The organism is Francisella-like endosymbiont (genome assembly GCF_003069505.1).
Taxonomy (GTDB): Bacteria; Pseudomonadota; Gammaproteobacteria; order Francisellales; family Francisellaceae; genus Francisella.
On the sequence record NZ_QAPC01000002.1, the window covers coordinates 202,525 to 216,899 of the forward strand.

Below are 14,375 nucleotides of genomic sequence, written 5' to 3' on the forward strand. Positions count from 1 at the left end.
AATGACTATAAAAATCTTCCCAGAAAAAGTTGCTAGTATCGACTCACATACAACGAGAAAGAAAATAACTAATACAACTTATGCTAGCAAACAACTTATATCTAAAGCAGCCCAACTTAAAACAACTATTGAGGTTGCCAACAAAGAGTTACACAAGCTTAACTTACCTTATTTAAGAGATACACAAGTAGTTTTTTATTCTCCTAGTAAAATAATCATCTATAGTAATAAAGAAATTCTGAAATCAAAGCTTAAAGAACTTCATGACCAGTTTGTCACACAACTAAAACAAAATATGCTATTTTCTAAGCTTGAGAAAATAGATATAATTATAAATTACATACAGAACAATAAATCAACAAAACTCCCTGTAACCAATGAAATTGGTAAGCAAGCACTAGATAAAATTAAGAAACAGCTTTGTAGAGATTAAAACCGAGAAATTTTATTAGTTTTCTTTGATTGTACCTAAAGCAACTTCCATCATATTTGTAAAACATTGCTCTCTTTGTTGAGCTGTAGTAGATTCAGCAGTTATAAAGCTATCAGAAATAGTTACAACTGCAGAAGCCTTTTTACCTAACTCACTTGCTATAGCAAATAAAGCTGCTGTCTCCATCTCAACCAAATCACAGTTATACTTTTTGACTATTTTTTTGTAATCTTCAGAATTTTTTCTATAAAAAACATCAGTACAATGTGCTTTTGCCTTCTTAAGCTCTATATTCTGTCTTTCGGCAGATTCTATAAGCTCTTTATTAAGCTCTTCTGAAGACCTTACATCATGAGCTTTACTTCCTGTAACGATTTCAACAAAATTAGATTCACAATAGCTTTCTTCGATAAGAACAACATCATAAACTTTAAACTCGGCTTTGTATGATCCAGCTGAGCCAACTCTAATAATACTATTGACATCATAATATTTAAAAAGTTCATAAGCATAGATACCCATACTTGGCATACCCATTCCAGATCCCATAACACTAACTTTTTTACCCTTGTAGGTGCCTGTATAGCCAAACATATTTCTGACAGCATTAACTCTGACTACATTTTCTAGGTAGTTATCAGCGATATATTTAGCTCTTAATGGATCTCCAGACATAATCACTGTTTTTGCAAATTCTTCTTTTCTTAATATTTCTATATGAGGAGTAGGTAACGACATATCTTTTCCCTTTATTATTAAGTTCTTTGAGATTAGATTAGCATAATTTAAACAAAAATCTTAGCTTTATAACCTTTTATAGCATTAACTAATCTTAATATAAAAAACTTTATTTAAAACACAAAAACTAGCTAAATAGTTTTTTTATTAGAATAACAATAAAATAAAATTAATCTAGAATAAAAAGTGATGCGCTCAAACATACTTATTTAAGCACGATAGTTAGATAAAAATTTTTAAGCGCTAATCATTAAAAATCTTCTTTAGGGTTATAATCATCAGCTGCTTCTGACTCATCTTCAACAGGTGCTACTACTGTAGCTATAATCTTACCTGTATATTTTGGTTTATAGCTATCACCATATTCACCTGGCTCACGCACTGGACGTCTAGCCATTAGATCATCAACTTGTAGTGCATTTATAGTTTCATATTTCATTAGTGCATCAGCCATAGCATGAAGGACATCAATATTCTTTTCTAGCAATTGCTTAGCCTTAGCATAACTTATCGCTATTAGTTTACGCACCTCAGTATCTAATTCTCGGATAGTAGAGTCTGAAAGTTTAACAGACTTGCCAACGCTACCTCCAAAAGGTCCATCATCTTCAACGTCATATAGGATAGTTCCCATTGCATCAGATAATCCCCAACGAGCAACATAGTTACGCGCAATATCAGTAGCTACTTGAATATCATTAGAAGCCCCAGTAGTTACATGATCATAACCAAAAATAAGCTCTTCAGCGATTCTACCACCAAATATACTACATAATCGCCCACGTAATGCTAGTCTACTCTGGCTAACAGTATCACCTTCTGGCATATACATTGTCACACCAAGTGTTCTACCTCTAGGTATTATACTTACTTTATAAACTGGATCATGCTCTGGCATTAAACGACCAATAATAGCATGACCTGCTTCATGGTAAGCTGTAAGTTTTTTCTCTTTTTCAGTCATTGCCATACTTCTTCTTTCAGAGCCCATTAAGATTTTATCTTTAGCTTTTTCAAAATCAGTCATTGATACTTTATTTTTAGACTCTCTTGCAGCAAATAAAGCAGCTTCATTAACAAGGTTTGCAAGTTCTGCTCCAGAAAATCCTGGCGTACCTCTTGCTATCCAATCAGCACGGACATCTTCACCTAAAGCAATTTTTTTCATATGAACTTTTAGTATCGCTTCACGCCCTTTTACTGTTGGCAAACCAACTGTAACCTGTCTATCGAATCTACCTGGTCTTAGTAATGCTCTATCTAAAACATCTGGTCTATTAGTAGCAGCTATTACTATTACACCCTCGTTATCAGCAAAACCATCCATCTCAACAAGCATCTGGTTAAGAGTTTGCTCTCTCTCATCATTACCACCGCCCATGCCCGAACCGCGATGACGACCCACTGCATCTATTTCATCAATAAACACTAAACAAGGAGCTTTCTTTTTAGCTTGTTCAAACATATCACGAACACGCGATGCACCGACACCAACAAACATCTCAACAAAATCAGAGCCTGAAATTGAGAAAAATGGTACTTTTGCCTCACCTGCAATAGCTCTAGCCAGGAGTGTCTTACCAGTACCTGGAGGCCCTATCATTAAAACACCTTTAGGAATCTTACCACCAATCTTTTCATATTTTTTTGGCTCACGTAAGAAATCAACTATCTCAGCAACCTCTTCCTTAGCTTCATCAACACCAGCAACATCATCTAAAGTTATTTTAATCTCATCTTCACCAAGTAGTTTTGCTTTACTCTTACCAACAGAAAAAGGCCCACCTTTACTACCGCCTCCAGCCTTGATCATCATATAAATGAAAAAGCCAAAGATTAGCAGCATTGGTAACCAGTTAAGCAAAAATGCCAAAAATATATTAGGCTTTTCTGGAGCTTTTGCTTTGACTATAGCTTTACTATCTTCTAATTTGTTAACTAAACTACCATCTAGTAATGGTGCATATGTCACAAAAGTTTCCCCTTCATTAGTCTTACCTGTGATAGTTCTACCATCAACATCTACAACGCTAATCTGGTTATCTTTTAGCTTGGAGATAAATGTAGAATAATTTATATTTTTAGATGATCCATTTGTATCATTAATACCATTGAAAAGCAGTAGCATCCCACCAATGATTAAAATCCAAAAAATAATATTTTTAATCATATTATTTTTATTATCATTATTTTGTGCCATATATTTATTATAATCCTTTCTTCCTTATGAAGTTTAATAATAAATTTTTAACTAATATACTATAGTAAAAAAATTCACTATTAGCTAGTCATTTTGCCAAATAATTGTATAATACTTTTATGTATTATAGCCCAATATCAATGATAATACTCTTTATATTACCTACTATATTTTATTTATCTCAACAAAAATCATATTGGATAAAAATCAAAAAATGGACAAAAACAAAATAGTCGCCTATACAATAGGTTTAGTTATGCTTATTGAACTAATAGATGGTTCTGCGCTAAATACTGCACTGCCACAAATAGCAAATGACTTACATGTCAATGTAATAACTCTAAAAATAGCAATTACCGTATATTTGCTTGCTTTGGGATTATTTAACCAGCATCTGGGTGGATATCAGATAAAATTGGTAGCAAAAATCTACTAATACTTTCAATCACCGGTTTCATGCTCTCATCTATAGCATGTAGATTATCGACTAATCTTACTAGTTTGGTTATTTTTAGAGTTATTCAAGGAGCTTTTGGGGCTTTTACCACACCTGTCGCCCGCTTAGTGATAGTTAGAATCTACAAAAATGATGTACTTACAGCAATGTCAATAGTTGCTGTAATTGCTGCGTTAGGACCAATACTTGGACCTTTATTTGGAGGAGTTATTACTACTCATATTGGCTAGAGAATGATTTTTTTATTAATATTCCAATTGGTGTAATAGCTGTAACTTTGATATATCTATATCTACCTAATATTATCTCTTTGACATTACAAAAATTTGATTTGAAAGGTTTTATTATTATTGGTACTTCTATTGCAATAATGATATTTTTTATAGACTTGATGATAGATACACAAATCCTTGTTGACACAAAATGGTTGCTACTGATCTTTGCAGTTATCCTTTTTAGTGTATATATACGCCATACTCAGCGTTTGAAAGATAATGCTGTTATCAACTTAACTATTTTTAATAATCGCTGTTTTAGGTATTTCACCATAATTAGTTCAACCTCAAGACTTTTAGTAATGGGAATGTCATTTATTTTTCCACTATATTTACAAACTAAGCAAGGTTTTTGTGCTTTTGAATCGGGGTTATTTTTAATGTTCTTTCTGATACCTACTTGGTTTGTTAAAAAGTTTGTAAAAAGAGTTTTAGCTAGACTACACTTTTATAAGTTTTTCATTATTTGTCTATGTCTAATGGCTACTACATATTTAGGTATTGGTTGGATTTTTATCCACTTTAACTTATTAGTTTTTGCGATATTACTGAGTATGCTTGGTTTTTATTTTGGCATGTTCGCCATGATTAATAATGCTGGAATATATATTCTATACAAAATGATACTTATATAAGCACAGCAACTGTCATAAATAGTTTGATAATACAACTTACAAACGCATTTGCGATTTCTTGGACTGGAATAGTTTTGGCTACTTTTTCAGGAATTAATCACACTAATTTTACTTCAAAAATATCATTATCAGCTTTTGCAACAGTTCAGTTTATATACTCTATCGGGCTTTTAGTGATTTTAATCTATGTAGTATCTTATAAATCTAATAATTTAAATAGTGTACCAATATCTTAGTTTAGCTAGAGCAAATCTTTGAGATACTTACCAGTATATGATTTTTTACACTTAACGTTATCTTCTGGAGTTCCTTCAAAAATTATCCGTCCTCCTTTACTACCACCTTCTGGACCTAGATCAACAAGCCAATCTGCCATTTTTATCACATCTAAATTATGCTCAATAATCACTACAGTATTACCTTTATCACGTAAATCCATAATTACTTTTAGAAGTTGATGAATATCATAAAAATGTAAACCAGTAGTTGGCTCATCTAATATGTATAAGGTTTTACCAGTTGAGCGTTTTGATAGTTCTTTTGCTAATTTAACTCTTTGAGCTTCACCACCAGAAAGAGTTGTTGCACTTTGACCTAGCTTAATATATGACAGACCAACATTCATCAAAGCTTCAAGCTTACTTTTGATACTTGGTACTGCATCATAAAATTCAAGCCCCTCTTCGACAGTCATTTCTAGTACTTCGTAAATATTTTTGCCTTTGTATTGTACTGCTAAAGTCTCACGATTATAGCGTTTACCTTGACAAACATCACAAGCAACATACACATCTGCTAAAAAATGCATTTCTACCTCTATAACACCATCACCCTGACATGCTTCACATCTTCCACCACGGACATTAAAGCTAAATCTTCCTGCACTGTATCCTCTAGATCGAGCTTCTGATGTTGCTGCAAATAGTTCTCGTATTGATGTAAATAATCCTGTATAAGTTGCTGGATTTGAGCGTGGAGTTCTACCAATTGGTGATTGATCTATATCTATAACCTTATCAAGGTGATTGAATCCTTTATGTGAGCTATATTGCATTGGTATTAGAGTACTTCTATTTAACAAACAAGATGCCAAAGGATATAATGTCCTATTTATCAGCGTTGATTTACCTGATCCTGAGACACCTGTCACACATGTCAATGCACCAAGAGGGATTTTAAGGTTATCTCCTTGAAGATTATTACCAACTGCACCATTTATTTCTAGATAACGATTCTTACTAGCTTTTAGTCTAGTTTTAGGAACTTCAATTTTCCTACGACCACTTAAATAATCTGCGGTTAAAGATTTTTTACTCTTGAGTATTGTTTCATAGCTACCAGCAGCAACTACTTCACCACCATGTATACCTGCCATTGGTCCCATATCGATTATATAATCTGCTCGGCGAATTGCATCTTCATCATGCTCAACAACGATTACCGTATTACCTAGATTTTTAAGATTATGCAAAGCATCAAGTAAACGCTGATTATCTCTTTGATGAAGACCAATGGATGGCTCATCTAATATATACATCACACCAACAAGACCAGTGCCTATTTGGCTTGCTAAACGAATACGCTGAGCCTCACCACCAGAGAGAGTATAAGCCTGTCTTGTTAAGTTTAAATACTCTAACCCAACATTTGCTAAGAACTCTACTCTTAGTTTAATCTCTTTGAGTAAATTCTCTGCAATAACTTGTTGTTGACCAACAAACTCTAAGCTATCTAACCACTTTAATAACTCATCAATAGGCAAAGCACAAACATCAGCTATATTTTTATCAGCAATAAATATATTTCGCGCATATTCATTAATTCTTGTGCCATTACAAGACTTACATTCAAGATTACTTATAAGTTCATATAGATCTTTTTTGACCATATCTGAATCAGACTCATAGTATCTGCGTTCAAAATGAGGTATAACACCTTCAAAAGGTTTGATGCGTGTTTGTCTACCTCCCCTGATAGAATCAACAGTCATTACGATAGCTTCATAACCAGAGCCATATAAGATTATATCTTGAATTTTCTTAGGCAGCTTCTCAAATGGTTCATCTAAAGAGAACTTGTAATGCGCTGTTAAAGACTCTAATTGAGAAAAATAATATTGATTAGTTTTATTCCACTTAACTATAGCACCATGCTTTAGTGAGATTGATTGATCTATAATGACCTTTTTCTCATCAAAAAACTCTTTAACTCCCAGCCCATCACAACTACTACAAGCACCCAACGGACTGTTAAAAGAGAAAATTCTTGGTGATAATTCTTTAAGTGCAAAATCACATAAAAGACAAGCATGTTTTGATGAAAATAAGATATAACTATCAGTTTGATTAGCCATATCTGCTAATTTGACAATACCATTACCAAGATCCAAAGCTGTTTCAATTGATTCAGCAATGCGTTGCTCGTTACCTTTTTTTGGTTTAAATCTATCAACTACTACATCAATATTATGTTTTTTATAACGATCTAATTCTGGATAATCTTCATCAAGGTTATAAAACTCACTATTTATTTGTACCCGGATATAGCCTTGTGCTAGTATCTTATCAAGTAAAGTATGGTGTGTACCTTTTTTTTCTGAAATAATTGGTGCTAGTATCATCAATCTTGAATCTTCATCAAACTCCAAAATTTTATCAACCATTTGGCTGATAGTTTGAGCCTTTAACTCTATTTGATGTATAGGACATTTTGGCGTACCAGCTCGTGCAAAAAACACACGCAGATAATCATATATCTCTGTTACAGTTCCAACTGTAGATCTTGGATTATGAGACGTTGTCTTTTGATCTATTGAAATAGCTGGAGAAAGACCCTCTATATGCTCAACATCTGGCTTATCCATCATTGACAAAAATTGTCTTGCATATGAAGACAATGACTCAACATACCTTCTTTGCCCTTCAGCATATAGAGTATCAAAAGCTAATGATGATTTACCAGAACCGCTTAATCCTGTGATAACAGTTAGCTTATCTCGTGGTATCTCAACATCAATATTTTTTAGGTTATGAGTTTTTGCACCCTTGATGATAATTTTTTTCATAAAAATTCTTATAAAGAAATGTCGATTAGATTTTTAGGTTACTTATATTCTACAGCTACGATTTCGTATGTAATTTTACCTTTAGGCGTATCTAAAGTAATCTCATCACCTTCTTCTTTTTTTATTAGAGCACGAGCTAATGGTGCAGCTACAGATATTTTATGATTATCTATATCAGCTTCATCTTCACCAACTATTTGATAGGTAGTCTTTTCTTCAGTATCGACATTCATAATTGTAACTTTAGCTCCAAATATCACCATGCCATTTGCTTGAATTTTTGTAATATCAATTACTTGAGCATTAGATAATTTTGACTCTATATCTTTAATTCTACCTTCGATGATACCTTGCCTTTCTCTAGCAGCATGGTATTCAGCATTTTCTTTTAGATCGCCATGATCACGAGCTTCTGCTATGGCTTCAATAATTGCTGGCCTTTCTATTTTTTTTAGCTTTTCCAACTCAACTCTTAAAGCTTGTTCTCCTGCTGGAGTCATAGGTATTCTATCATTTGCCATTATTATATTCTCCTTTTATAACAAAACATAAAACTATTCGCAGGTATACAATCCACCACCATCTTTAGTAGGGCTATCAGTATATACTACCCTACCAACTAGATTTGTAACTAGTGCCGCCTGATATTTGTTTGATTTGTCACAATATGTGATATTACCATTACCAGTTGCCATAAATCCGTTTGGATTAATCCTTATAGAACTAGGATTTCCTGCCAGATTAATATAGATATGTCCGCCATGTCCTTGTGGCATATTCGCTATTATTGTATCTTCAGCATTATAAATATCAGTCCCATCTGCACTCTCAAAAACTACGATAGAATCATCACCCCATGAAGTTGAGTTTGCACATGCAAAACTATTTTCATCTAATTTTCCAGTTTCATCAAAACTATCTGGTGTCGCTGCACATACAATAACAGTTTTTCTATCAGTACGAGCTTTAATGACACCATATTCTATTAACTTTTGTAAATTAGTTAAGCGTGTTTCAGCAAATGTCTTATAGTAAAAAGTAAACGAGCTTATTGCAGCCATCATAAGGATAGTCATGATAGCAATAACAACCATAGTCTCAACTAATGAGAAGCCTTTATTTTTACTTATAATCATTTATTTACTTGTTACCTTCGCTATTAGCTGTCTAGTTGATTCATCTAAATTTTGATACTCAACAGATGAATCATCATTCATAGCTTTTAATACATTCTTACCAAGTTTCTTACCAAGCTCAACTCCCCACTGATCATAGCTATTGATATACCACAACACACCTTGAACAAATATTTTATGCTCATATAAAGCAATCAATGCACCAAGGCTATATGGACTTAGCTCATCAAGTAAAATTGTTGTACTTGGTCTGTTACCTGGAATAACCTTATGAGCAGCAAGCTCTTTTGCTTGAACTTCATTTAAACCAGATTTTAACAGCTCATTATAAACCATATCATATGATTGTCCAAACATTAGTGCTTGTGACTGTGCAAAACAGTTAGCAAGTAAAGCTTGCTGATGGTTATCATAATTATGATGATTAGTTGCAACAGCAATAAAATCAACTGGTATAAAAACATTCCCTTGATGTAAAAGCTGGTGAAAAGCATGCTGACCATTAGTACCAACACCACCCCAAAGTACAACTCCGGTTTGATAATTGATAGTTTCTCCAGCAAGATTGACATATTTACCATTACTTTCCATATCGGCTTGCTGGAGATAATCAACAAAATAACAAAGTCTTTCATCATAAGGAAGTAAGGCTTGTGACTGACTATTATAAGCACAACTATAATAACTTGCTAATAATGCCATAATCACTGGAATATTTTTGTCAAATTCGGTTTCTTTAAAATGTTTGTCTACAGAGTACGCTCCCGCTAGCAGTTTCTCAAAATTATCATAGCCTATAGCAAAAGCTATCGACATACCGATTGATGACCATAATGAATAGCGACCGCCAACCCAGTTCCACATTTTATAACAATGCTCTAAATCTATACCAAATTCTTCAACCTTGTCTAACTTACTAGATATTGCAACAAAATGATTAGCTACAACTTTTTCATCCTCATAATGATCTAACAACCACTCTCTAGCTGAAATAGAATTTAACAAAGTTTCTTCAGTTGAGAATGATTTTGAAGCTATGATAAACAAAGTAGTTTCGGGATCAACAATATGTAATGCTTGTAATAACGAATTAGCATCAACATTTGAAACAAAGTGAACTCTTAAACCTGTACAATGATAAGGTTGTAATGCTCTAACTACCATTTTAGGTCCAAGATCTGAACCACCAATACCAATATTTACAACATCAGTAATCTTTTTACCAGAGAAACCTCGCCACTGACCAGATACTACTTTTTCAACAAGCTCTTTTATACGCTGTTTTTCTTTTGTTACTTCTTGACGAATATCCTGTCCATCAACAACCAATTGCGTAGCAGATAAATCACGCAACGCTGTATGTAATACAGCTCTATGCTCAGTAGAATTAATCTTTGCACCACTAAACATCTGTTTAATTTTATTCTTAAGGTTAGATTTTTCTGCATATTCTAAAAGCAATTTTAGAATATAATCATTAATAAGGTTTTTTGAGTAATCAAAGTATATATTTTGATGCTTTAAAGAGAATTTTTCAACTCTTTTATTATCTTTGCTAAATTCATTTTTCAAGTTTACATTTTGCTCTTTTAAAAGTTTTTTAGAACCATCACAAAATAACATTTAATCTACCCTTATATTTTGCATGTGATATAAACAGTAAAATATCTCCAGCTGAATAAGATATTTCAACCATATCCTGTGTAGCATAATTTCTTGCACCAGTACTAGTATCTATACTTAAGCTCTCACCACTTAAAGGATACCTTAAACCATTATAATATATATTTTCTGCATATCCAAAAGGCATAACAGAAAACATCTTACCATTAACACCGTTTACAGCAAAATTTTTAGGTATAAAGAAGTACTTTGAATAAATATCTATAAATTCAATATCTATCTTTTGTTTGTGTTTTTTAGCGGTACTAATATTACATAAAAAATGATCCATCTCCCCTTCAGAAGCCCCAAATACAAAAACTTTTGAAAACCCAAGAGAGATTAGATAATTAAGAGATTTTTCAAAATCAGTAGAATATTGATCAGTATCAATTAAAAACAAATCACTTTCTAATATAGAAAATGAGTCAAAATCTCCAACTACTTTTTTTATCTTTGAGTTTAATTGAGATGAACTTTTAACTTTTTGATAAGCACCATCAGCACAAAATATACCAAGTTTTGCAAAATTATCTTGAATATATTTTTCACAAAAACACAGATCTACTTTACCGTTTAAAAAGAGTATTGCTTCAGACATTAAATTATTAAACAAAAATAAAATTTAGTAGATTATAACTTATTATGAATAATAATTAAGATGTTTTAAGATTGATAATTAGGTGGTTCTTTTGTAATTGTGACATTATGTACATGCGATTCGTTAAATCCAGCACCTGTAATTTGAACAAATGTTGGCTCTGTTCGCATTGTTTGGATATCTTTTGAACCAGTATACCCCATGCTAGATTTTAAACCACCTATTAGCTGATGAATTACTGCAGATAATAAGCCTTTGTACGGTACTCTACCTTCAACACCTTCTGGAACGAATTTTTTCGCCTCTGTTTCACTTTGAAAATATCTATCAGAGGAACCTTTCTCCATAGCACCAAGAGAACCCATGCCACGATATGACTTATAAGAACGACTTTGGAAAAGCTCAACTTCTCCTGGCGATTCTTCAGTACCCGCAAAAAGTCCACCAATCATAACTACAGATGCACCAGCAACTATAGCTTTTGCGATATCTCCGGAATATCTAATACCACCATCTGCTATCACAGGTACTTCTGTTCCTTTCAATCCCTCTGCAACATTAGCTATAGCAGTAATTTGTGGTACACCAACACCTGCAACAATTCTTGTAGTACAGATTGAACCAGGACCAATACCAACTTTAACAGCATCAACACCAGCTTTGACAAGATCTTTAGCTGCTTCTGCTGTAGCAATATTACCACCGATAACCTGAATATGTGGATAATTCTCTTTGACCCACTTAACTGTATCAAGTACACCTTGTGAATGTCCATGAGCTGTATCTACAACTATAATATCGACTCCTTCTGCCGCTAATGCTGTAACACGCTCTTTAGTATTAGTAGCAGTTCCTACAGCAGCGCCAACTCTCAAACGACCAAGTGAATCCTTACAAGCATTTGGTTTATTTTGTGATCTTTCAATATCTTTTGTTGTAATAAGACCAACTAACTCACCTTGCTCATTCACCACAAGTAACTTCTCAATTTTATGCTCATGGAGTTTCTTCTTGATTGCTCCTTGAGAAGCATCTTCAGGCACTGTTACAAGTTTTTCTCTAGGTGTCATAATAGAGCTAACAGGTTCATCTAAATCTTTTGCAAATCTAAAATCACGCCTTGTTACAATACCTACAATTTTATTATTATCATCAACAACAGGAAAACCAGAGAAGTTATGTTCTTTAGCCAATCGCATAATCTTTTTAATTGAGCTTTCTTGTTTAATGGTAATTGGATCAATCACCATTCCATTTTCAAATCTTTTTACCTTCTTAACTTCTTGTGCCTGCGCTTGGATAGACATATTCTTATGAATGATACCAATACCACCCTCTTGAGCTATTGCAATAGCAAGGCGCGACTCAGTGACAGTATCCATAGCTGCAGATACTAAAGGAATATTTAACTGAATGTCTCTAGTTATATTTGTCTTCAAATCTATTTGATGAGGAAGCACATTTGAATACCTAGGTGAAAGCAATACATCATCAAAAGTAATTGTCTGCTGAGTAATTCTTAACATTTTTGATCTCCGTAATTAAAATCTAAAGAGTATAAATTTAATTACAGAACCATTTTATCATACAAGAAAAAATATGCTAGAAATAAAGTATTAATAATTTATTACTTTGCTTGAGATATCAGATAATGAACTAATAATGGAACTGGTCTACCCGAGGCTTTACAGCTTGCAAAATCTCCCATTGCAGAACCTGCAATATCAAGGTGCGCCCATTCATAACCTTCAGTAAATTTTGATAAAAATAACGCAGCAACTATAGAACCTGCAGATCTATCACAACCACAATTATCTATATCAGCAACTTTACTTTCTATTTTTTTAAGATAAGGTTTATGTAAAGGTAATCTCCAAACTAAATCATTAGAAGCATTAGCTGCTTGCTCAAGACTATTAGCTAACTTATCACTATTGGCAAACATCCCAGAGAAAGCATCTCCTAAAGAGATAATCATAGCACCGGTTAATGTTGCTAAATCAATCACTGCCTTTGGCTTATATTTGCCAATATATGTAAGAGTATCACATAAAACCAGCCTACCTTCAGCATCTGTATTACTAACCTCCACGGTGATACCTTTCATGCTCTTAAGCACATCACCAGGTCGATAAGATCTCGCATCAACCGCATTTTCAGCAAGCCCCATGACTCCAACAACATTTATTGGTAGATTTAGCATTGCTAGAGCTTTCATAGTTCCCATAACAGCTGCAGCACCACCCATATCCATTTTCATCGAGTCCATACCGGCTGCTGGTTTGATACAAATACCACCATTATCAAAAACCAAGCCTTTACCAACCAAGACTATTGGAGCATCTCCTTCATTACTACCATTATACTCCATACACACGGTATAATTAGACATATCAGAACCGCGACCAACAGCTAAAGCACATCCCATGCCTAACTCTGCCATGGCATATTGATCTAGATAATCAAGACTAAATGTAGCATACTTCGATGTTAGCTCTCTTGCTTCATTTAGCATATAATCAGTAGTACATATATTTGCTGGAAGATTTTGCAAATCTTTTGCGTAGTTTTGACCACAAGCAATAGCTGAACCAATTTTTGCTGAGTCTTCTATATCCTGATCCCCAGAGTAAACTAGTTCAATTTGTTCTAACGAATAGTTTTCTTTCTCAGATTTTAATTGATCAAAAACATAAGTCTCCGATATTAAAGCTCTAACTGTATCTAAAGTAAACTGCTTAGCATTTCGATTTTCAAAAACATAATCAATATTTACAGAAATTTCTTTAATAGATAGCTTTTTGAGTTGTTCTGCAGCTTTAGCAAAAATTTTATCATACTCTGAAGCAATAAAATCGTGTCTTAAACCTAAACCTAAAAGAATAACTACTTTATTACTATGCAATAAAGGTAAAACTTCACCAGATTTTGCTTTAAAAACATTTCTACCAAGCAATGCTTTTGAATTTGGACACTTTGTTTGCTCAACTAGCTTTTGCAGGTTTTCTTGAGCAACTATCATTAGCTCAGCAGCTAATGTCGATTGGTTATTTACAACTATTTTCATTAAAGCTCCATTAGATCTATTAATAATGATTCCTTAAATAGAATAACAAAAAAGACATTTTAACGCATTAAAATTTTGAAGCTAGCAATGTTATCTACTGACTTTTA

The 14,375-nt window shown here is 33.3% G+C and carries 10 protein-coding genes and 1 pseudogene; 2 read left to right on the forward strand and 9 right to left on the reverse strand.

Annotated elements, in window-relative coordinates:
• Nucleotide 1: 1 nt before the first annotated feature.
• The gene (locus tag C9379_RS05260; RefSeq protein ID WP_143384593.1) at nt 2-433 is read left to right on the forward strand and encodes a hypothetical protein; all 432 of its coding nucleotides are present in this window, start codon (nt 2-4) and stop codon (nt 431-433) included.
• A gap of 15 nt (nt 434-448) precedes the next feature.
• On the opposite strand, the gene deoD is transcribed toward C9379_RS05260, so the two are convergent.
• Nucleotides 449-1,171 (reverse strand): purine-nucleoside phosphorylase, encoded by a 723-nt coding sequence (gene deoD, locus C9379_RS05265; RefSeq protein ID WP_143384592.1) that lies wholly within the window; start codon nt 1,169-1,171, stop codon nt 449-451.
• Between the two features lie 250 nt (nt 1,172-1,421).
• Nucleotides 1,422-3,371: an ATP-dependent zinc metalloprotease FtsH gene (gene ftsH, locus C9379_RS05270; RefSeq protein WP_318263231.1), complete on the reverse strand. Its 1,950-nt coding sequence runs from the start codon at nt 3,369-3,371 to the stop codon at nt 1,422-1,424.
• A gap of 214 nt (nt 3,372-3,585) precedes the next feature.
• On the opposite strand from ftsH, the pseudogene C9379_RS05275 reads away from it, so the two are divergent.
• Nucleotides 3,586-4,974: pseudogene (locus C9379_RS05275) on the forward strand (MFS transporter).
• 5 nt (nt 4,975-4,979) lie between these two features.
• On the opposite strand, the gene uvrA reads toward C9379_RS05275, so the two are convergent.
• The 7 genes from uvrA to C9379_RS05310 all read right to left on the reverse strand — a co-directional run bounded on the left by uvrA (nt 4,980) and on the right by C9379_RS05310 (nt 14,268).
• The gene (gene uvrA / locus C9379_RS05280; RefSeq protein WP_143384591.1) at nt 4,980-7,802 is read right to left on the reverse strand and encodes an excinuclease ABC subunit UvrA; all 2,823 of its coding nucleotides are present in this window, start codon (nt 7,800-7,802) and stop codon (nt 4,980-4,982) included.
• Between the two features lie 38 nt (nt 7,803-7,840).
• The gene (gene greA, locus C9379_RS05285) at nt 7,841-8,323 is read right to left on the reverse strand and encodes a transcription elongation factor GreA (RefSeq protein ID WP_143384590.1); all 483 of its coding nucleotides are present in this window, start codon (nt 8,321-8,323) and stop codon (nt 7,841-7,843) included.
• 33 nt (nt 8,324-8,356) lie between these two features.
• Nucleotides 8,357-8,938 carry a pilus assembly FimT family protein gene (locus C9379_RS05290; protein ID WP_143384589.1) on the reverse strand — a complete coding sequence of 194 codons (582 nt, stop codon included), beginning with the start codon at nt 8,936-8,938 and terminating at the stop codon, nt 8,357-8,359.
• Entirely contained in the window at nt 8,939-10,561 is a 1,623-nt protein-coding gene (gene pgi / locus C9379_RS05295) for a glucose-6-phosphate isomerase (RefSeq protein WP_143384588.1), read from the reverse strand.
• On the reverse strand, nt 10,548-11,201 hold the full coding sequence (locus C9379_RS05300) for a thiamine diphosphokinase (protein ID WP_143384587.1): 654 nt from the start codon (nt 11,199-11,201) through the stop codon (nt 10,548-10,550). Before C9379_RS05300 ends, pgi begins: the two co-directional genes overlap by 14 nt.
• A gap of 65 nt (nt 11,202-11,266) precedes the next feature.
• Nucleotides 11,267-12,727 (reverse strand): IMP dehydrogenase, encoded by a 1,461-nt coding sequence (gene guaB, locus C9379_RS05305; RefSeq protein WP_143384586.1) that lies wholly within the window; start codon nt 12,725-12,727, stop codon nt 11,267-11,269.
• A gap of 101 nt (nt 12,728-12,828) precedes the next feature.
• The gene (locus tag C9379_RS05310; protein ID WP_143384585.1) at nt 12,829-14,268 is read right to left on the reverse strand and encodes a leucyl aminopeptidase; all 1,440 of its coding nucleotides are present in this window, start codon (nt 14,266-14,268) and stop codon (nt 12,829-12,831) included.
• Nucleotides 14,269-14,375: the final 107 nt, after the last annotated feature.

What these genes read in the sequence shown, in the direction of transcription:
- C9379_RS05260 (WP_143384593.1), top strand. Translation starts at nt 2, where the DNA reads ATGACTATAAAAATCTTCCCAGAAAAAGTTGCTAGTATCGACTCACAT.
- deoD (WP_143384592.1), bottom strand. Translation starts at nt 1,171, where the DNA reads ATGTCGTTACCTACTCCTCATATAGAAATATTAAGAAAAGAAGAATTT.
- ftsH (WP_318263231.1), bottom strand. Translation starts at nt 3,371, where the DNA reads ATGGCACAAAATAATGATAATAAAAATAATATGATTAAAAATATTATT.
- uvrA (WP_143384591.1), bottom strand. Translation starts at nt 7,802, where the DNA reads ATGAAAAAAATTATCATCAAGGGTGCAAAAACTCATAACCTAAAAAAT.
- greA (WP_143384590.1), bottom strand. Translation starts at nt 8,323, where the DNA reads ATGGCAAATGATAGAATACCTATGACTCCAGCAGGAGAACAAGCTTTA.
- C9379_RS05290 (WP_143384589.1), bottom strand. Translation starts at nt 8,938, where the DNA reads ATGATTATAAGTAAAAATAAAGGCTTCTCATTAGTTGAGACTATGGTT.
- pgi (WP_143384588.1), bottom strand. Translation starts at nt 10,561, where the DNA reads ATGTTATTTTGTGATGGTTCTAAAAAACTTTTAAAAGAGCAAAATGTA.
- C9379_RS05300 (WP_143384587.1), bottom strand. Translation starts at nt 11,201, where the DNA reads ATGTCTGAAGCAATACTCTTTTTAAACGGTAAAGTAGATCTGTGTTTT.
- guaB (WP_143384586.1), bottom strand. Translation starts at nt 12,727, where the DNA reads ATGTTAAGAATTACTCAGCAGACAATTACTTTTGATGATGTATTGCTT.
- C9379_RS05310 (WP_143384585.1), bottom strand. Translation starts at nt 14,268, where the DNA reads ATGAAAATAGTTGTAAATAACCAATCGACATTAGCTGCTGAGCTAATG.